The sequence below is a fragment of the uncultured Thiohalocapsa sp. genome, from assembly GCF_913063425.1.
Taxonomy (GTDB): Bacteria; Pseudomonadota; Gammaproteobacteria; order Chromatiales; family Chromatiaceae; genus Thiohalocapsa.
The window spans coordinates 12,480-31,548 of sequence record NZ_CAJXYK010000048.1 but is presented as its reverse complement, the minus strand read 5'-3'; the positions used below and the strand labels follow the sequence as shown (position 1 = coordinate 31,548).

The window sequence follows — 19,069 nt, the reverse complement described above, 5'->3', positions numbered from 1 at the left end:
AGGTCCCGGCCTGTGCCGCACCCAAGATGGGGCCGATTGTGCGGAGTCCGCCGTCCGGGACCGCCCGCGTCGCCGGCGGCGCCTGGCCGACTGTCCGTCGGCGTCGAGTGGGCCGAGGGCCGTGCAGCTTCGGCGGCCGCGTAGGCAACGCGGCTCCCGGCGGCCGTCACCGCCAGCCCAACCGCTCCGCAAGGCCGGAGCTGCGCTGCACCCGGGCGGCGCAGGCTTGGCGCAGCGCGGCCTCGCCCGCATGCACCGTCACCTGCCGGCGGGCGCGGGTCACGGCGGTGTAGAGCAGCTCGCGACTCGCCAGTGGGTGCGGCTCCGGCGGCAGCACCAGCAGCACCTCGTCGAGCTCGGAGCCCTGGCTCTTGTGCACCGTGAGTGCATAGGCGCAGACGTGCGGCGGCAGCTGGCGCACGGACAGGGTGCGCAGGCTGCCGTCCGGGCCGCGGAAGTGCGCGCGCAGGCGGCCGGCGGCATCCCGCCAGAGCAGACCGACGTCGCCGTTGTACAGGCCGACCTCGTAGTCATTGGCGGTGACCATCACCGGCATGCCATGGTGGAGGCCGTCACCCACGGCACCGGCTTGCCCGAGCGAGGGGCTCGCCGGAGGGACCGCCGGGGGCTGCGTATGCAGGCGCTGGGCGATGCGCGCGTTCAGGGTCTCGACGCCGTAGGGGCCGCGCTGCAGCGCCGCCAGCACCCGGGCACGGTCCAGGAGGTCCAGCGCGGTCTCCGGGTCGGGGGCATTCAGCACCGGTGCGAAACGTGCCGCCGCCCAGTCGATGCACACCGGATGCAGGCTGTCCGCGGGCGGCACCAGCCGGGCGATGTCCGGCTGCCCGTCATCATCCAGCAGCCGGAGGGCCGTCTCGCCGTCGCCGGCGTTGACGGCCCGGGCCAGGGCGCCGATGCCGCTGTCGGCGCCGAAGCGCCAGCTCCTGCGCAGCAGGGCCACCGCCGCCGCCGGCGCTGGTTCTTGGGGTCTGTCACCATCGGCCACAGGGTCGGCAGCTTCAGACCCCGCAGCCGCCGCCAGCAGCGGCGCGGGCGCGGCGCCCACCTGCGCCAGCAGCTCGAGCTGCTCGGGCGCATAGCGGATCGGCTGGCCGCGGCCGGTGATGTCGCCCAGCACATTGCCCGCCTCCACCGAGGCGAGCTGGTCGCGATCACCGAGCAGCACCAACCGGGCCGATGCCGGCAGTGCCGCCAGCAGCCGGGCCATGAGCGGCAGGTCGATCATGGACGCCTCGTCCACCACCAGGCAGTCCACCGGCAGGGGGTTGTCCGCATCCCGACGGAACAGGCCGTCGGCACCGTAGCCGAGGAGCCGGTGGATGGTCTGGGCCTGCTCCGGGATACGCGCCACCTGGTCCGGGGCGATGCCGCCGGTGGCGCCGATGCGCTGCTTGCCGCCGGCGATGGACTCCGTGAGCCGGGCTGCCGCCTTGCCGGTGGGCGCCGCAAGCCCAATGCGCAGGTCCGGCGCCTGCTCCAGCAGCAGCGCCAGCACCTTGACCACGGTGGTGGTCTTGCCCGTACCCGGACCACCGGAGATCACCGCGAAGCGGCGGGTGACCGCGACCGCGGCGGCGACCCGCTGCCAGTCCGGCTCGCCCGCGCCGGCCGCATCCGCCGGCGCCGGAAAGAGCCGCTCAAGCCCCTGCGCCAGCCGCTCGGGGTCCAGGTCCGCCACCGGCGCCGAGCGCGCCCGCAGCGCCGCCGCCGCGCTTGCCTCGAAGTGCCAGTACTTGCCCAGGTAGAGCCGCTCCCCATCGAGGATCAGCGGCGCCTGCGCGCCCGGGTCGCCCACCCAGGGGCAGGCAGCTAGGGCCGCGAGCCAGTCCGCCAGCGCGGGCGCGAGCGGACCCTGTGCATCTGCGGCGACGTCCGCCGGGAACAGCTCCCGCTGCGCATGCTCGGCCAGGTCCACACAGACATCGCCGTCCAGGTTGCGCGCGCTCACCAGGGCCGCGCTCAGCGCCACGATGCCGTCCGACGCAAGCCCACAGCCGCGGGCAACGAAGGCCGCGAAGTAATGGGCCAGCGGCGGCAGCCGGCCGGCCTCCATCAGGGTATGCAGAGACAGTCTCATGCGGCGCCCTCCCGGGCATCGCCCGCTGCGCGCTGCACTGCATGGCCCCAAGGCAGCACTTGCGTGTCCAGGGCATGGATGAGCCCGGGCTCGGGCTGGGTGAAGAACACACCGCGCGCAGGCCCCGTCTGCGGGCGCATGCCGCGCAGGAAGAGGTAGTAGACGCCGCCCAGGTGACGCGCCGGGTCATAGTCCGGCAGCCGGGTGGCCAGGTAGCGGTGCAGCGCCAGGGTGTAGAGCAGATACTGCAGGTCGTAGCGGCGCGCGAGGACGGCCTCGCGCAGCGCAGCCGGGGCATAGTCGTCGAAGCGCGACCCGAGCAGGTTGCTCTTGTAGTCTGCGACGTAATAGCGCCCGGCGTGCTCGAACACCAGGTCGATGACGCCGGTCACCATGCCGGCGAAGTCCGCGGCGGTGAGCGCCGGCACGGGCTGACCCGCATGCTCGGCCAGCAGCCGCTGCAGGGCGCCGAGATCCGCGCGGTCCGTGGCGAGGTCGAAGGCCAGCTCGTTGAGGCGGCGCTCTGCCGGCAGGTCCGCGAGCCGAAAGCCGTCGGCGTCGAGCGGTGTAGCCACCGCGCGCTGCGTCAGCAGACGCGTGTCCGGCCCATGGCGGCGGTGGTCGAGCCCGAAGCGCGCGGCGTGGCGGGCGCTCAGCTGCTCGGTTTGGGCGGCGATGTCGCCGGTGAAGTCGAGATGCTCCAGCAGCAGATGCAGGAAGGTGCCCACGTCGCTGCCCGCAGGGAAGCGCAGCGCCGGATCGTCGTCGGGCGGTGCCGCCGGCGCCTCGTGCACCTCTGCTGCGGGGTCTGTCGGCGCCGCCGCGGACTCGTCATCGATGCGCTCGCCGAGCCCGGGGGGCACCGCGTGCAGGTCGCGGGTCAGGGCAGAGAAGCTGGTGATGCGCCAGCGGGTGTCGATGCGGCCGCTGAAGGTGCGGGCGGCGGGCGCCTCGCTGCCCGCGGTGGCCGGCAGTCGGCCGGCCACCGGCGCCTGCGGCAGCTCGGCCAGGGTGATGGCGCCGTTCGCGGCCGCCGCCAGCGCCTGCAGGTCCGGCTCCAGCGCATCGAGACCGGCGAAGGCATCCGGCGGCTCCCCGGTGAGGGCGGCGGCGTCCTGGTGCGGATGCAGCAGCCAGCCGAGCGCCGCCCGGCTCGCATCGGCGCCGTGACTCGCGCTGCCGGCGCGACCCCAGACCACATAGACGGCCGACTCGGCCCGGGTCAGCGCCACATAGGCCAGGCGCACATCCTCGGCCAGGCGCTCGCGCTCGGCGAGGTGCAGGTGGGCATCACGGTCGTCGGAGCCGATATCCAGGCAGAGCGCAGCATCGCCCTGCCGGTGGAAGCGCAGCGGCCTGTCGGTCTTGGTGACCTTGCAGTTCCAGAGATCCGGCAGGAAGACCACCGGGTATTGCAGGCCCTTGGCGGCATGCATGGTGACGATCTGCACCAGGTCCGCATCGCTTTCCAGGCGCAGCTGCAGCTCGTCGCCGGCCTGCTCCGTCTGCTGCTCCCGGCGTTGGTTGCGAAACCAGCCGAGCAGCGCGTCCATGCCGGCCTCGGCGCGGGCCGCCTGCTGCAGCAGCTCGCCCAGGTGCAGCAGGTTGGTGAGGCGGCGCTCGGCATCGTCGCCGGCGGCAAGGCGCTCGGCGATGCCGGCGGGCGCCTCGCTGCCGGCGACGATGCCGTCGGCCGGGGCGACACCCGTGCGCCAGAGCAGCTGCTGGAACATGGCCATGAAGCCGTGGCGCTGCCAGGACTGGTGCAGGGCGAGCAGGCGGTCCACCCAGTCCGCCCAGGCGCGCTCGTCGGCGGCGATGCGCCCGATCTCCGCATAGCCGAGCCCCAACAGCGGCGAGGCCAGGGCCTGGCGGGCGAGCCGGCGCTCGCGCGGGTCCAGGGCCGCCGCCAGCAGCGGTTCCAGGGCCGCGGCCTCGTCGCTCGCATAGACGCTGTCGCGGGCCACGGAGACGGCGTTGATGCCACGCTCCAGCAAGACCTGGCGCAGCCTGGTGCCGTCGTGGCGGGTGCGAACCAGTACGGCGATATCCTTTGGTTGCAGCGCACGTGCTTCGTGCTCCTTGCCGTCGGCATCCCGTTTGACCAGGCGGACGCTCCCGGCGCGGGCACCCGCCAGCAGCCGCACGATCTCGTCGGCGACGGCGGCGTGGGCCATCGCCGTGGCGTCGTCCTTGCTCGGGGGCTTCGGCTCGCCCTTCTTGTCCGGCACCGGCGGCACGGTCCAGAGCGTGAGCGCCGAGCGGTCTGCGCCGCCGTCCACCAGCCAGCGATGCGCCTTGTCCGCCGCCTCGCTGGGCGCGAAGCCGATGGTGTCGCCGAAGACGAAGGCGTCCTGCTCGCGGCGCGAGAAGACGGCGTTCACCGCCTGCACCACCGCCGGCGTGGAGCGCCAGTTCTGGCGCAGGGTCCAGCGGGCCTCGCCATCCAGGCGCTGCTGCGCGGCCATGTAGGTGAAGATGTCGCCGCCGCGGAAGCTGTAGATGGCCTGTTTGGGGTCGCCGATAAGCAACAGACCTTCGCCCGGCCCATCCAGGTAGAGCCGCTCGAAGATGCCCCACTGCAGCGGGTCCGTATCCTGGAACTCGTCGATCATGGCCACCGGGAAGCGCTCGGTGACGGCGGCGGCGAGCGCCTGACCGCCCTCGCCTCTTAGCGCCTCGCGCAGATGCGTCAACATGTCGTCGTATGACAGGAGTCCGCCGTCCGTCTTGGCCTGCTGCACCTGCCGCCGGGCGAAGACGGCGGCGTCGGCGAGGGCCGCGGCGCGGAGGTCGCGGCGGAGATCCTGCAACGCGGCACGGACCTCGGCACAGCGGGTGAAGAAGGGGTCGTCCAGGGCCGGGTCGGTCTTGTTCTTCTTGAGCTGGGCCTGGATGACGGTGGCGTCCAGGGCCTCGAAGCACGGCGGCGGTGGTCGCACCGGGTCGCCCGCCAGGTATTCGTCGAGCTCGGCAAAGGTCGCTGCGAGCACATCCAGGTGGAAGGGTGTCTTCTGGGCGCGCTTCAGGGCCTTGCTGTCGATCAGGGCCTTAAAGAGCCGGTTGCGGTCCGCGCGCCACGTGGCTGCTATCTCCGCCAGCTCCGCCAGAAGCGCGTCGAAGCGGGCGAGCGCGCCGGCCACCTCACCCGCCGCCGGCAGCAGCTTGGGCTCCGGGTTGGCGAGCAGCGGCTTCAGTTGCCGGCGGAAAGCCTCCAGGTTCCCCACCGCGGACTCGAACAGCTCGGCCCTGGCGGCGCTCAGCGAATAGGCCGTGCGCCGCCACCAGTCCTGCACGGCGGTGCGCCAGAGGCCACTGTCGTCGGTGAGGACTTCGAGCCCGAAGCCCTGCCCGCTGTTGAAGGCAAACTCCGTCAGGGCACGCTGGCAGAAGCCGTGGATGCTGAGCACGGCGGCCTCGTCCATGGCACGCACGGCGAGCCGCAGCCGGCGGATGGCGACCGCAAGCTCCGGTCCGGCGCGCAGCTGTTCCGCCAGCCGCTGCAGGAATTCGTCCTCGCTCGTGCCGCCGTGCTCCAGCAGCGACAGGGCCTCGAAGAGCCGCGCCCGCAGGCGCCCGCGCAGCTCATCCGTGGCCGCGTTGGTGAAGGTGACCACCAGCACCTCGCCCACGTCGCGCCCGTCCAGGATCTGGCGCAGATAGAGGTTGGCGATGCTGTAGGTCTTGCCGGTGCCGGCGCTGGCCTCGATGAGGTGCGCGCCGGTGAGCGGGAAGGCGAGCATGGCCGCATTGTCCAGGGCGTTTTGGCTCATGCATCCGCTCCTGCCGCCAGTACGGGGCCGTAGAGGGCCAGCGCCAGGCGGGCAAACTCGGGGTGGGCCAGCGGGTCGCCGGTCACGTCCCGGAGCACCAGCTGGACATAGCCATCGTCGCGGTCGCCGGGGATGTCATTGAAGCTGTTGCCCTCCCAGGCGGTCATCGCCGCGCTGTGGGCGCGGTTCTGTGCGTTTTCGTCGTCATCATCCCAGCGCTCCGCAAAGGCGAAGCTGGCCTTGCGGAAGATGGGCAGCGGGCGCTGCACGCCCTGCCGGTACAGCGACACCAGCTCACAGAGCCGGGCGCGGGCCTCGGCCTGCGGCAGGGGATCGGCGACCAGGAAGCGGCCTGTCTCGCCAAACAGTAGGGAGGGCTCAGGCTCGCTCACCAGGTTCGCATCCGCCTCGGCCCAGCGCGCCAGGTGCGCAAGCCAGAGCCTGAGCCGGTCCTCGCCGCGCAGCTTGCCCGCGCGCCAGCGCATGAGACCGAGCTCCGGATACAGCCCGTCCACCTGTCCGGTGAGCCGCCAGGGGCCGGCGGGGCCGTCGGCACAGGTCAGGTCCAGGGCCAGCCGGGCGGCGGTCTGGCCGCAGTAAGGCGCCAGGTCTTCGGCAAGCCCGGCAAGGCCCTGCTGCTCCTGCTCCAGCGTCAGGGCACCCAAGGCGCCGTGGGGCAGGACGCCCTCGGCGGCCAGTCGGTCGAACGTGGCAGCCCGGCCCGCGAGCCGGTCTTCCACGAGCCGCGTCTTGAGCTGCCAGCCGGCGAGACGGTCCAGCGCAAAGGGCTCGTCGTCGGGCTCGGGCTCTGTCTCGAACAGGTGGACGCCGAGGCGGGTCTGCACGAAGTGCTTCACCGGGTGCACGAGGAAGCGCTCGAGCTGCGTCAGAGTGACTTCCCGCATGGCCTCGGGCGGCGCGGGCAGCGGCTCGGTGGGCCAGTCCACAGGGGCCGGCGCCTCGCGCACGGCGTCGCCCTGCTGCACCTGCCGGGCGACCCGACACCAGTCCGCGTCGAAGCTCCGGTGCTCGGGCGCGAACCGGGCCGGGCTGAAGGGTTGGAGCGGGTGGACGCGGGTGACGGCTTGACTCAGCGGCTGCTCGCCCTCGGCGGCGACGAAGTATTGGTCCAGGTGGTCCATGAGCTCCCGCAGCAGCACCGACGGCTGGCGCGGCTGGTTGCTGCGGATATCCTGGCCGACACAGCTCAGGTACAGCCGCCGGCGGGCGCCGAGCAGCGTCTCCAGGAACAGGTACCGGTCCTCGTCCGCCTTGCGTGGGTCACCCGGGCGCCAGGCGCGGCGCAGGGGGTCGAATTCAACCGGGCGGTCCCGGCGCGGGAAGGCATCGTCGTTCAGGCCGAGCACGCAGATGACCTCAAACGGCAGGCTGCGCAGCGGGCGCATGCCGCAGAAGGTCACGCCACCCGAGAACCAGCGGCCGCCGCGGCGCTCGGTGGCGGTGCCGCCGGCGCGCTCGGTGAGCCAGGTGCGCACCAGGGCCGGGCTCAGGCGCTCACCGACGTCGGCGGCCTGCTCGGCGAGCTCGGCGACGGCATCGCGGATGCGCTGGAGCCGGCCGTCCGGGTCGTCCCGCTCGCCGAAGAAGTCCGCGATGAGCCGACCCAGCTCGCGCTGCCAGTCCCGGGCGCTGCGGGGCTCGGCGAGACGGCGGGCGGCATCGCGCAGGCAGTCGAAGAGCCGCCAGAAGCCGCCGAGCGCCGCCGCGCCCGCTCCTTCCACGCCGGCCACCGGCGCGATGCCGGCGAAGCCCTCGCTGCCGCCCAGGGCATAGCCGGCGAACAGCCGCGCCTCGGCCTGGGCCCAGGTGTTCTGCTCGGTCTCCGGCAGCTGGAGCCCGGCCTTGTGGGCGCCGTCCAGGCCCCAGCGCAGGTTGGACGCCGCGAGCCAGTCCCGCACCCGGGCCACGGCGTCGTCATCGAGGCCGAACTGCGCCGCCAGCTCCGGCACGTCCAGGTAGGACAGCACCTCGGACTGGGTGAAGCGGCTCTCCGGCAGCGCCAGCAGGCGCAGGAACACGCGCACCAGCGGGTGCTCGTCGGCAACCGCAATGTCGGAGAGATTCCAGGGGATGCAGGGCGCGCCGGTGTCGGCCTCCGCGTCGCCGACCCCAGCATCCCCAGGGTGTTGATCGAAGACGGCAGCGATGTCCGGGGCGTAGCGGGCGATGTCCGGCACCATCACGAGGACATCTTCCGGGCGCAGGTCCGGCTTCGCCTCGAACAGGGCCAGCAGGCTGTCGTGCAGCACCTGACACTCGCGCGCCGGGCTGTGGCAGAGGTGGACCTGCACGGAGTCATCGGCCACTGCGGCTGTACGCTGGTGCGGCACCGGCACCGCCGTCAGCCCGAACAGGTCCCGTTGTATCCGGCCCAGCAGGGTGTCGGGCCACTCGCTGACATAGGCATCCCGGTCCTCCAGCGGCGCTTCGTCCTGCAACAGCAGATCCTGCAGCGCCTGGCCCTGGCGGCCCCAGGAGCCGAGCAGGGGGTTGCCCGCCTCCCACAGATCGGCCTCGTCCGGTCGCAGCAGGCGCTTGCGGGCGAGGCTCTTCTGCGACACCAGGTCGGACCAGAACTCCGCCGTCGGCGTGTGCAGGTAGACATCCACATCGCTGTGACGGGCAAGGGCCTGGAACACCTGCACCAGCACCGGCGGCAGGCTGGAGACGGCGAAGACCGCCACCCGCTCCGGCAGGCTGACTGGGGCCTGCGGCTGCGCAAGCGCCTCCAGGAGCCGGTCCAGCACCGCGACCCGCTGCTGCCGCTCGCGATCCGCCACCAGCCGCCGCCAGAGCGCCCCTTGCCAGGGCTCGGCATTGGCCGCGTCAGGCTCGTCGGCCTCGCGGCCCTGGGTCCAGGCGCGGATCAGCGCCGGGCGATAGAGCTGGCAGCGGTCGAAGACATCGGCGATGCGCGCCGCGAGCTGCCAGCGCTTGCGCCCGTCCGTGTCGCCTTGCAGATAGCGTTGCAGGGGGGCAAACGCCGGCTCCGACAGCAGCGCCGGCAGCTCGGCGAAGACCTGCCAGGCCATGGCGTCCAGCGTCAGCGGATCGGTGTCCGGCAGGTCGTTCAGCAGCCCGCGGGCCAGGCGCCAGACGAAGCTGGCCGGCAGCGGATAGTCCAGATTCGCCGCGACGCCGCACACCTCGGCGAGCCTGAGATTCACCCAGCGCGCCATGGCGGGGCTCGCGGCCACCACGGTGGCCGGTGTGAGCACGGACGCAGGCGGCGCAGCCACCAGTTGCCGGGCCAGCTCGGCGAGCAGCTGCTCGACGCGGTTGGAGCGGATGACGGTGAGCATGCGGGGGCGCGGCGGCTCGGGCAGTCGCTGTTGGTGGAGCTGCGGGGAGTCTAGCGCGGGCGGTGGCTCAAGCGCTGAGCCTGTGGATCGAGCGTCCAAGCCCAACGCCCCGCCCCAAGGCCCAACAACCCCAGCCCCACCAGTAACCAGGTGCCCGGCACCGGCACAGAGCTCGGGTCGAGCACCGCGAGCGACAGCATGGTCGCGGCGGCGGCGCGGGTGACTTCCAGTGCGAAGTCGTAGTCGAGCAGATCGGAGGTGTCGTTGACGGTGTGGTAATAGGGGTTGCTGCTCCAGATCCTGCCCGGCTCGGCGTCGATGGCGAGCATGGAGGCGGAGCCTGGGTAGCGGGAGGCGGCAAAGGGCTCGTGGTCGCTGTAGCGCGGGTCGGTGTAGTGCGCCGTGCCGGTAAGCCCAGTGAAGGCATCGACGTTGGCGAGGAAGGCGTCCACGATCCAGCGGTCGCCGAGCAGGTCCAGGTCGTTGGCCGGATCGATGTCCGGATAGCCGATCATGTCCAGGCTGATCATGCCGCGGATGCGCTCGCCCGCGGCCTTGGCGTCGGCGGCATAGGCATAGCTGCCCCGCATGCCCTGCTCTTCGGCATTGAAGCCGATGAAGCGGATGGTGGCGTCGAAGGCGTAGGGGCTCAGCACACGGGCCACCTCCAGCAGGCCTGCGGTGCCGCTGGCGTTGTCGTCCGCGCCGGGGGCATCGGTCATGGACGGGTTGCCCGCGCTGCGCGAGGCGATGGAGTCGAAGTGCGCACCGATGATGAAGATGTCATCGGGCCGGGTCAGGCCGGGCAGCGTCGCCTCGACATTGGCCAGATCGTGCCCGTTGTACCTGAAGGCGTGCTCGGCGACCTGGAGCCCGAAGCCGGCGAAGGCGTCGAACAGGTAGTCGGTGGCGACCGCGTTCTCTGGTGCCGCGTAGTAGCGGGTGCCGAGGCCCTCGAGCGCTTCCACGTGCTCCTGAAAGCGGTCGTGGGAGAGCCCGTCCAGAATCGAGGCGACCATGGGTGCGCCCTGGGACGGTGCGGCGAGCAGCGCGAGCGCCAGCGCGGCGCCCGGTAACAGCAGTCTGTGCATGAAGCTGGCGTCCTCGTGTGCGGTGTGGTTGACGGCGCCCGTGGCCGGCTGCCGGCGGCGACCGCCCGCGTGGGGCCACGGCCGGTGTGCGTACAAGGTAACCGCGACGACGGGATGCGAGCGCGCTGGCGGCGGCTTTTCTTGAGCCCGCGCAATGGCGCCGGGGAGAGTCGGCAGGCATTGCGAACCGGATCGGACCTTGTGCCCTGTCCGCCCGGCGCCTGCCCCACTGCACACCAACGGCCTCGGATCGCAGCGGGCCGACCAGGGTGCCAAGCACTCAAGCGCCCGCTATGATGGGTATCGGCTGCACGCTTGCGGAGCATGGGCAATGAACTGGCACGAGATCTGCTCACACCCGGCACTGAAGGATCTCCCCTTCAAGCTGGAGACCGACCGTTGGGGACATATCGTGATGAGTCCGGCGTCCAATCGACATTCGCTGTTGCAGGGGGAGATCCAGACGCTGCTGGGTCGCCATGCGCGCGGCGGCACCGCGTTTCCGGAATGCAGCATCGACACCAGCGCGGGCATCAAGGTCGCGGACGTCGCCTGGACAAGCCGGGACTTCCTGGCCCGCCACGGCGCCGCGAACCCTTACCCGGAGGCGCCGGAGATCGTCTTCGAGGTGCTGTCCGATTCCAACACCCGCGCCGAGATGGACGAGAAGAAGGAGCTCTACTTCGCCCGCGGCGCGCAGGAGTTCTGGCTCTGCGACACCGACGGTGCCATGACTTTCCACAACAACCACGCGGTGCTGGCGCGAAGCGCGCTGGTGCCGGACTTCCCGGACCGGGTCACCCTGCCCTTCTGACCGGTCTCCCGGCTGGAAGAGCAGGTCGTCTGACCGATCATCGGCAACCGCGAGCCGAGCCCATGGAACGCGCCTACCGCCTCATCATTTCCTGTCCGGACCGGGTGGGCATCGTCGCCGCGGTCAGCGACTTCATCGCCGTGCACGGCGGCTGGATCACCGAGGCCCATCACTACACGGACCCGGCGAGCCAATGGTTTTTCATGCGCTACGTGGTGCGGGCGTCATCCCTGCCGTTCGGGCTGGAGGGGCTCAAGGCGCACTTCGCGCCGGTGGCCGGGCGCTTCGACATGCAGTGGTGCGTGTATGACACCGGCATCAACAAGCGCGTGGTGCTGCTCGCCAGCAAGCAGGCACATTGCCTGTCGGACCTGCTGTATCGCTGGCGCAGTGGCGAGATGGCCTTCGACATCCCCTGTGTGATCTCCAACCACGATGAGCTGCGCAGCTATGTCGAGTGGCATGGCCTCGACTATCGCCACCTTCCAGTGGACGCGGCGGACAAGGCGACTCACTTTGCGGCCGTGGAGCAGGCGCTGGCCGCAGCGCGGCCGGATGTCATCGTGCTCGCCCGCTACATGCAGATCCTTCCGGAGCAGATCTGCGCCCAGTATCCGGCGCGCATCATCAACATCCACCACAGCTTCCTGCCCAGCTTCGTCGGCGCCCGGCCCTACCACCAGGCGGCAGCCCGCGGCGTGAAGCTCATCGGCGCCACCTGCCACTATGTGACCACGGAGCTGGACGCGGGGCCGATCATCGAGCAGGACGTGGTGCGCGTGGGCCACCACAACACAGTCGAAGACATGATCCGCCTCGGCAAGGATGTCGAGAAGCAGGTGCTGGCCCGGGGGCTTCGCTTCCACCTCGAAGACCGGGTGCTGGTGCACGGCAACAAGACCATCGTGTTCGGATGATTCTGGTCGTCATGGGCGTGAGCGGCGCCGGCAAGAGCACCCTGGGCCGGGCCTTGTCGGAAGCCCTCGGCTGCAGCTTCATCGACGCCGATGACCACCACCCGCCGCAGAACATCGCCAAGATGCGCCGCGGCGAGCCCCTCACCGACGCCGACCGCGGGCCCTGGCTCGACCGGCTGCACGGGCTGTTGCGGGAGCAGGACACCGCCGGCAAGGACAGGGTGCTCGCCTGCTCGGCGCTCAAGGACAGCTACCGCACCCGGCTCACGGCCGGGCTGCGGGATGTCCGGTTCGTGCTGCTGGTGGGGACTCCCGCGCAGCTGCGGCAGCGACTCGCAGCGCGCCGGGACCATTTCATGCCGCCGGCACTGCTGCAGAGCCAGATCGAGGCCCTGAGCGTGCCGGAGGACGCCATCGAGGTGCCCATCACCCTGCCGACGGCGGCCCAGGTGGCGTTGGTGCAGGACGCACTCACGGGCGACGAGCAACCGCCCGACGCTTGAGCCGTCGTGACGGTCTCTGCCACGCGCCCGCGCAGGTCTAAGCCAATCCCTTCAAAGTCTGTCAGGAGATCGCCATGGAGCTCTACCAAGCACAGGTCATCGCCGACGGTCTTGCCTTTCCGGAAGGCCCCCGCTGGCACGACGGGCGCTTTTGGTTTACCGACCAGCACGCCCATCGGGTGCTGGCGATGGCGGCCGACGGCGGCCTGACGACCATCGCCACCACCGAAGACCGACCCGGCGGGCTCGGTTGGCTGCCGAACGGGGAGCTGCTCTGTGTGCTGATGACGACGCGACAGATTGTCCGCGTCGTCGACGGCGGGCTGCGGCCCTACGCGGACCTGTCGCAGCACGCCCCCTGGCACTGCAATGACATGGTGGTGGACAGCGCGGGCCGGGTCTACGCCGGCAACTTCGGCTACGACGTGGATGGCGGTGCGCCCAAGACACCGACGGAGCTCCTGCTGGTGGAGACCGACGGCAGCATCACGCCCTTCGCCGATGGGCTCATCTTCCCCAACGGCTCCGCCATCACGCCGGACGGCCGCAACCTGTTGGTGGGCGAGACCTTCGCCAACCGCGTGAGCTGGTTTGAGCTTGGTCCGGACGGGCGCATGACGGACCGCGGCCTCTGGGCGGGGCTTGGCGAAGCCACGCCGGACGGCATCTGTCTGGACGCCGACGGCGCGCTGTGGATCGCCTCCCCCGGCACGCACGAGACCCTGCGCGTCGCCCGCGGCGGCGAGATCCTCGCCCGCTGCGAGACCACCGGAACCCCTTACGCCTGCATGCTCGGCGGCCCGGAGCGGCGCACGCTGCATGTCTGCACTGCCGAGACCTGCGACCCGGAACAGGCCGCACAGCTCAAGAGCGGGCGTATCGAGGCGGTGGAGGTCGCCGTGCCCGGCGCGGGACTGCCCTGAGCTGCGGGGGCCGCCGCCGGCGAAGACAGCGTCTCGCCCGTCGCTGCGCCGATCGGTAAGCTCCTCTGACGCATTCACCATGTGCCGCTACCACGCAGGAGCCGCTCCATGCCCCCCATCCACCCTGACACCCTCCGCGGCCAGCGCGCGCTGGTCACCGGCGCCAACTCCGGCATCGGCGCCGCCGTGGCGCGGGCGCTGGCACAGGCCGGCGCGCGCGTCGTCATCAACTACGTGGTGAATCCGGAAGCCGCCGCGGCGCTGGTTGAGGACATCCGCACGGAGGGCGGCGAGGCCATGGCGCTCGAGGCCGATGTCAGCGACGAGGGCCAGGTACAGCGGATGTTCAGGGACATGCTCGACGCCTGGGGCGGGATCGAGATCCTGGTGGCGAACGCCGGGCTGCAGCGCGATGCCCCCTTCCACGAGATGACGCTCGCGCAATGGAACAAGGTGCTGGAGGTGAACCTGACGGGGCAGTTCCTGTGTGCGCGGGAGGCGGTGCGGGCCTTCCTGCGCCAGGGCATCGACGCGAAGCTGTCCTGTGCCGCGGGCAAGATCATCTGCATGTCGTCGGTGCACGACATCGTGCCCTGGGCCGGGCACGTGAACTACGCCACCTCCAAGGGCGGCGTGCTCATGTTCCTGAAGAGCCTGGCCCAGGAGGTGGCCGAGCACCGCATCCGGGTCAACGGCATCTCACCGGGGGCCATTCGCACCCCCATCAACCGCTCCGCGTGGGAAACCGCGGAGGCGGAAGCAGACCTGCTGACGCTGATCCCTTACGGGCGCATCGGCGAGCCCAGCGACATCGGCCGCGCCGCCGTCTGGCTGGCGTCGGACGACTCGGACTATGTCACCGGCACGACGCTCTATGTGGACGGCGGGATGACGCTCTATCCCGGGTTCCGGGAGGGTGGCTGAGCGCGCCCGTCAATCCGGCCCGGTGCGCACTGGCTTCAGCAGGCGCAGGTCCGGTCGCCGCACCGGCCGCGCGCGGCTCAGCCGGCTCGCGCCGCCGTCGCCGAGCAGCGTGGCGTGATCGGTCACAGTACCTGCGGCGCAGTGCAGGTGCTCTATGTGATCGGATCGGCGCTCGCCACATAAGGGTGTGCCGCATCACACCGCGGCAGGTGCGTCCTGACCAGCTCAAGACCAATCACAGGGCGCCGCACGCCTCGTGCGCCTATCCGCTCCGCTTGCTTGAGGCTATCAGGAATACCTTCGAATTGGGCGACAGTGAATTCGCTGTGCAACACCCCGAAAAGCAGCATCAGGCATTCCCTGCTGCATGCTCGCTCCAACACGGCCGGAAGCAGCGGATTCGGCGGCAAACGCTCGCCAATACAGCGATAAGGTGCAATGATCGGCCGGCGCATCACCGCATTGCCGGCATGGGATGAGTGGCGTAGCATCCCGGCTGCGGCTGCCGGCGTACCATACGATAACCGCGCTTGACCAGCCACCCGGAGCCCACCGAGATCCAGCCGGCACCGTGGCCGCAGGGCGCCGCCGTGGCCTCACCAGAGGAGAAAGCACCATGAGATTCATCCGCAACCTGGCCATTACGGCACTGCTCGCCGGCATCGGTTCTGCTGCACACGCAGAGGTCTTCATGAGCTCACAATGGGCGAAACAGGCCTGCAACGCCTGGAACAGCAATGCGACTTTGACGAGCAAGCTTGCCAAGTGGGCGCAGAATGATGATGGCCGCGGCTTCAAGACCATTCATCTGTATCGGGACAAGTGCGGGCTCGGCACTAAGGTTGAGCTCAAGATCACGAACAAGGACGGGAAGGCTGTCTGCACTTATGGCGGCGCAGTGACCAATAACTCACCGGATTACGGCGTCGATTATTTGATGCATGCGAGCGACGAAGATTGGACCTGCATGGGTGAGGGCAAGTCCGGCTGCGGCGCCATGGGTGCCATGACCACCGGCAAGCTCAAATTCAGCGGTCCGAAGATGGAGGCCATGGGCGTGATGGGGCCGTTCAACCAGTTCCTGCAGCTCACCGGCAGCGTCGGCGGCGACAAGAGCGCCTGCCCCTAGTGGCGCAAGCAGGCCGGTTTCCCGGCCCGCCGCGAAGGGCCCGGGCACCCCGAGGTGGCCGGGTCCTTGCGCGTATGCATCCGTCATATCAAAACGGCGTGCCACGGCCTCCCGTACCGGCCTTGCTGAAGGCGCACTTGGCTCGGCACAACGACGCCGCGGGATGACCCGCTCACTGGGCGACGCGGGTCGCGGTGCGCGGCTCCGGTGGTGCGAGCGCCGTTATGTCATGCTGCGCACCGGCATGAGCAACGACGGCGTAAGCGATGGAAGTCCTGTTGATTCTGGTGCTGGTCCTCACGAACGGCGTCTTCGCCTTATCGGAGATCGCGGTGGTGTCGGCCCGGCCCGCGCGGCTCGGGGAGCTTGCGGAGCGGGGCCGGCGCGGTGCTCGCCGCGCGCTGGCACTGAAAAGCGATCCGGGTGCCTTTCTATCCACCATTCAGGTGGGCATCACGCTGGTGGGGGTGCTCATGGGGGCGCTCGGCGAAGCCGCGCTGGCCGAGCCGGTGCGAGAGACGCTGTCCAGCATCCCGGTGCTCGCAGCCTATGCAGATGCGCTGGCGCTGGTGCTGGTGGTGGGCGCGATCACTTACCTCTCAGTGGTCGTCGGTGAGCTGGTACCCAAGCAGCTGGCGCTGCTGGCGCCGGAAGCCCTGGCGGCGCTGGTTGCGACCCCGCTGGGCTGGCTGTCGCGGGCCGCGCTGCCGGTGGTCTGGCTGCTGTCGGCCTCCAGTGCCCTGCTCATGCGCCTTATCGGCGCCCGCCGCGATGGCGAGCCACCGGTGAGTGACGAGGAGATCCGTGTGCTGATGGCGCAGGGAGCGGAGGCCGGGGTCTTCCACGCGAGCGAGGGGCCCATGGTCGCCAATGTGCTGCGCCTGGACGAGCAGCGCATCGACGCCATCATGACGCCCCGCAACGAGATCGAGGCGCTGGACCTGGAGCAGGAGCCGGAAGCGCTGAGGCTGTCGCTCGCCGCCCTCACCCACACCCTGGTGCCGGTCCATCGCGGCGGGCTGGACCAGCAGTTGCTCGGCATCATCAAGATGACGGAGCTGCTGCCGCGTTGCCTCACCGCGGCAGATCTGTCGGCGGAAGCGCTGGCAGCGCAGGTGCAGCCGCCGTTGTTCGTGCCCCAAAGCCTGAACGGCGCGCAGTTGCTGGAGACCTTCCGCGACCACCGGATCAATCTGGCGCTGATCGTGGACGAATACGGCAGCCTCGAGGGGGTGGTGACCCTCGCCGATGTGCTGGCTGCCATCGTCGGGACGCCCCTGGGCGAGGATGTCGCGAACGCCGACGAAATCACGCAGCGTGCCGACGGCTCATGGCTCGTGGACGGCAGTATGGCGCTCGAGCGCCTGCGCGCGGAGCTCGGCGCCGCAGCACCACTACCGGGTGAGGCAGAGGCCGGGTTCCACACCGTCGGCGGCTTCGTGATGCATGCGCTGGGGCGGGTGCCGCGGGCATCGGAGCACTTCGAGGCGGCCGGGCTGCGCTTCGAGGTGGTGGACATGGACCAGCAGCGCGTGGATAAGGTGCTGGTGGAGCGCGTCGCTGATGGGGGCACAGCGGCGGATGCTGGTGCCGACACTGGAGCGAGTCCGTCCTGACGCCGGAAGGCCGCCACACAAGCCCACGCAGCTCACCGTCTACGCACTTGAACCCAGCGGAGAGAGCGCGATACAGCCCTTTAAGCTCAAACAGGGACCGGTTCCGGCAGCGTCGGCGCTAAGGAGCATGCCGCCCCGTTTTCTCGGCACGCGATGGAATCAAGAGGGCGTGCATGCAACGCAGTTTTGTATAGCGTCCCCATATCATGCGAGCGTAGGCGCTCGCTCCGCGACTCTCAGTCGGGTAGGAAGTCTGGGTCCAGCACCTGAGCCTCCGCGAAGGGGCACCGCTCAGGGAAGCGGTCAGGTGCAAGCCCGGTCTCGAGCGCCGCAGCTCGGCGCGCCTTGGGGTAGGCGTAGCCCGTATAGTCCGGTAGAAGATGCCGCAGAGAGGGGCTCTGTCGCAGCAGGGAGTCGAGCTGGTCCCGCTGCTCGGCGATGGTGCCGGCCCAACCCGACGAGCGCTTCGCGGGTTGGTACCGCCACTGCAAAAGGTGCTGCAACAGCACCTTGAGCCGACTTTCCAGCTCCCGCCGCTCGCTCGCACCCAAGGCCTCGATCTGTTCGGCGATATGGGACAGGTCGGCCTCGGCGATCAGCCCGGCACGCAACAGCCGGGCCTGCTCCTCGGCCCAGGCGTGGAAGTCCCGCTCATAAAGGCTCGGCTGGTGGCTCATGGCAGCAGCCGTTGCAGCCTCTGCCCGAACCGCGGCGTCAGCATCCGCCGGCAGGCGTCCACGCAGACCGCAAGCCTGACGGGCGCCGATAACGGCACGGCGGGCAGTCGCAAGGCTGTTGCGGCCCTCAGTTCTTGGACTTGTCCACCAGCTGCTTCTCGCGGATCCAAGGCATCATTTCCCGCAGGCGCTCCCCCACCTGCTCGATCTGGTGCTCCTGGCCCAGGCGGCGCATGGCCTTCATGGACGGGGCGCCAGACTGGTTCTCCAGGATGAACTCCTTGGCGAAGCTGCCGGATTGGATCTCGCCGAGGATGCGCTTCATCTCGGCCTTGGTCTGGTCGGTGATGACCCGCGGGCCGCGGGTCAGGTCGCCATACTCCGCCGTGTTGCTGATGGAGTAGCGCATGTTGGCGATACCGCCCTCATAGATGAGGTCGACAATCAGCTTGACCTCGTGCAGGCACTCGAAGTAGGCCATCTCCGGCTCGTAGCCCGCCTCCACCAGGGTCTCGAAGCCGGCCTGGATGAGTGCCGTCAGACCACCGCAGAGCACCGCCTGCTCGCCGAAGAGGTCGGTCTCGCATTCTTCGCGGAAGCTGGTCTCGATGATGCCTGCGCGACCACCGCCATTGGCACTGGCGTAGGCCATGGCGATGTCACGGGCACTGCCGGTGGCGTCCTGCTGCACGGCGATGAGACTCGGCACGCCGCCGCCCTGGGTGTAGGTGCTGCGCACGAGGTGGCCCGGACCCTTGGGCGCAATCATGATCACGTCCAGATCCGCCCGCGGCTCGATGGCGCCGAAGTGGATGTTGAAGCCGTGGGCGAAGGCCAGGGCCGCGCCCTCTTTGATGTTGGGCTCGATCTGGTCCTTGTAGAGCTTGGCCTGGTGCTCGTCCGGCGCCAGGACCATGACCACATCGGCGCCGTCCACGGCCGCCGGGATGTCGCGCACCTCAAGCCCGGCATTGGTGGCCTTGGCGGCGGAGGCACTGCCCGGGCGAAGCCCGACGACGACGGACACGCCGCTGTCCTTCAGGTTGTTGGCATGGGCATGGCCCTGGGAGCCGTAGCCGATAATGGCCACCTTGCGGCCCTGAATCAGCGAAGGGTCGGCGTCTTTGTCGTAGTAGACGTTGATGGGCATGGTGGGTCCTTGGTTGTAGAAGAAAATCTTGGAGATGCGCAGGGCGATGTGTTGCTGAGTAACGAGGCTTGAGGAAGACGCAGGCGCGCCCGAGATGCGGCGCCTCGGTCCTGATTACTCGTCACTCGCTA

At 70.1% G+C, this 19,069-nt stretch carries 13 protein-coding genes; 7 read left to right on the top strand and 6 right to left on the bottom strand.

Annotated features, from left to right (window positions below; genetic code table 11):
• Window positions 1-166: 166 nt before the first annotated feature.
• From recD to QZ607_RS20710, 4 genes are read right to left on the bottom strand one after another with little or no spacing between them, the layout of a single operon-like run.
• Window positions 167-2,098 carry an exodeoxyribonuclease V subunit alpha gene (recD, locus tag QZ607_RS20725; RefSeq protein WP_295886609.1) on the bottom strand — a complete coding sequence of 644 codons (1,932 nt, stop codon included), beginning with the start codon at window positions 2,096-2,098 and terminating at the stop codon, window positions 167-169.
• Complete coding sequence (gene recB / locus QZ607_RS20720; RefSeq protein ID WP_295886604.1) at window positions 2,095-5,871, bottom strand: exodeoxyribonuclease V subunit beta; 3,777 nt, start codon at window positions 5,869-5,871, stop codon at window positions 2,095-2,097. The genes recD and recB overlap by 4 nt, the downstream gene beginning before the upstream one ends.
• Window positions 5,868-9,194, bottom strand: a complete 3,327-nt coding sequence (gene recC / locus QZ607_RS20715; RefSeq protein WP_295886601.1) for an exodeoxyribonuclease V subunit gamma — start codon at window positions 9,192-9,194, stop codon at window positions 5,868-5,870. Before recC ends, recB begins: the two co-directional genes overlap by 4 nt.
• Window positions 9,195-9,244: 50 nt before the next feature.
• Window positions 9,245-10,285: a M20/M25/M40 family metallo-hydrolase gene (locus QZ607_RS20710; protein ID WP_295886598.1), complete on the bottom strand. Its 1,041-nt coding sequence runs from the start codon at window positions 10,283-10,285 to the stop codon at window positions 9,245-9,247.
• Between the two features lie 331 nt (window positions 10,286-10,616).
• Between QZ607_RS20710 and QZ607_RS20705 the strand changes: the two genes are divergently transcribed.
• The 7 genes from QZ607_RS20705 (at window position 10,617) to QZ607_RS20675 (ending at window position 17,111) form a co-directional block, all read left to right on the top strand.
• Window positions 10,617-11,099 (top strand): Uma2 family endonuclease, encoded by a 483-nt coding sequence (locus tag QZ607_RS20705; RefSeq protein ID WP_295886595.1) that lies wholly within the window; start codon window positions 10,617-10,619, stop codon window positions 11,097-11,099.
• A gap of 62 nt (window positions 11,100-11,161) precedes the next feature.
• Complete coding sequence (purU, locus tag QZ607_RS20700; RefSeq protein ID WP_295886593.1) at window positions 11,162-12,016, top strand: formyltetrahydrofolate deformylase; 855 nt, start codon at window positions 11,162-11,164, stop codon at window positions 12,014-12,016.
• A complete protein-coding gene (locus QZ607_RS20695; protein ID WP_295886591.1) occupies window positions 12,013-12,519 on the top strand; it encodes a gluconokinase in 507 nt (168 codons plus the stop codon). The genes purU and QZ607_RS20695 overlap by 4 nt, the downstream gene beginning before the upstream one ends.
• A 74-nt stretch (window positions 12,520-12,593) precedes the next feature.
• Window positions 12,594-13,442, top strand: coding sequence for an SMP-30/gluconolactonase/LRE family protein (locus QZ607_RS20690; protein WP_295886588.1), 849 nt, complete (start codon window positions 12,594-12,596; stop codon window positions 13,440-13,442).
• A gap of 108 nt (window positions 13,443-13,550) precedes the next feature.
• Window positions 13,551-14,366, top strand: coding sequence for an SDR family oxidoreductase (locus QZ607_RS20685; RefSeq protein ID WP_295886585.1), 816 nt, complete (start codon window positions 13,551-13,553; stop codon window positions 14,364-14,366).
• Between the two features lie 616 nt (window positions 14,367-14,982).
• Window positions 14,983-15,495, top strand: coding sequence for an SCP2 sterol-binding domain-containing protein (locus tag QZ607_RS20680; protein ID WP_295886583.1), 513 nt, complete (start codon window positions 14,983-14,985; stop codon window positions 15,493-15,495).
• A 266-nt stretch (window positions 15,496-15,761) separates the two neighbouring features.
• On the top strand, window positions 15,762-17,111 hold the full coding sequence (locus QZ607_RS20675) for a hemolysin family protein (RefSeq protein ID WP_295886580.1): 1,350 nt from the start codon (window positions 15,762-15,764) through the stop codon (window positions 17,109-17,111).
• Between the two features lie 236 nt (window positions 17,112-17,347).
• On the opposite strand, the gene QZ607_RS20670 is transcribed toward QZ607_RS20675, so the two are convergent.
• Together QZ607_RS20670 and ilvC are read right to left on the bottom strand one after the other, a co-directional pair.
• A complete protein-coding gene (locus QZ607_RS20670) occupies window positions 17,348-17,788 on the bottom strand; it encodes a DUF29 domain-containing protein (protein ID WP_295886577.1) in 441 nt (146 codons plus the stop codon).
• A 127-nt stretch (window positions 17,789-17,915) separates the two neighbouring features.
• Window positions 17,916-18,932 carry a ketol-acid reductoisomerase gene (ilvC, locus tag QZ607_RS20665; RefSeq protein WP_295886649.1) on the bottom strand — a complete coding sequence of 339 codons (1,017 nt, stop codon included), beginning with the start codon at window positions 18,930-18,932 and terminating at the stop codon, window positions 17,916-17,918.
• Window positions 18,933-19,069 lie beyond the last annotated feature (137 nt).

Bases quoted from the DNA above. Each gene is read 5' to 3' on its own strand.
- recD (WP_295886609.1), bottom strand. From the start codon at position 2,098: ATGAGACTGTCTCTGCATACCCTGATGGAGGCCGGCCGGCTGCCGCCG.
- recB (WP_295886604.1), bottom strand. From the start codon at position 5,871: ATGAGCCAAAACGCCCTGGACAATGCGGCCATGCTCGCCTTCCCGCTC.
- recC (WP_295886601.1), bottom strand. From the start codon at position 9,194: ATGCTCACCGTCATCCGCTCCAACCGCGTCGAGCAGCTGCTCGCCGAG.
- QZ607_RS20710 (WP_295886598.1), bottom strand. From the start codon at position 10,285: ATGCACAGACTGCTGTTACCGGGCGCCGCGCTGGCGCTCGCGCTGCTC.
- QZ607_RS20705 (WP_295886595.1), top strand. From the start codon at position 10,617: ATGAACTGGCACGAGATCTGCTCACACCCGGCACTGAAGGATCTCCCC.
- purU (WP_295886593.1), top strand. From the start codon at position 11,162: ATGGAACGCGCCTACCGCCTCATCATTTCCTGTCCGGACCGGGTGGGC.
- QZ607_RS20695 (WP_295886591.1), top strand. From the start codon at position 12,013: ATGATTCTGGTCGTCATGGGCGTGAGCGGCGCCGGCAAGAGCACCCTG.
- QZ607_RS20690 (WP_295886588.1), top strand. From the start codon at position 12,594: ATGGAGCTCTACCAAGCACAGGTCATCGCCGACGGTCTTGCCTTTCCG.
- QZ607_RS20685 (WP_295886585.1), top strand. From the start codon at position 13,551: ATGCCCCCCATCCACCCTGACACCCTCCGCGGCCAGCGCGCGCTGGTC.
- QZ607_RS20680 (WP_295886583.1), top strand. From the start codon at position 14,983: ATGAGATTCATCCGCAACCTGGCCATTACGGCACTGCTCGCCGGCATC.
- QZ607_RS20675 (WP_295886580.1), top strand. From the start codon at position 15,762: ATGGAAGTCCTGTTGATTCTGGTGCTGGTCCTCACGAACGGCGTCTTC.
- QZ607_RS20670 (WP_295886577.1), bottom strand. From the start codon at position 17,788: ATGAGCCACCAGCCGAGCCTTTATGAGCGGGACTTCCACGCCTGGGCC.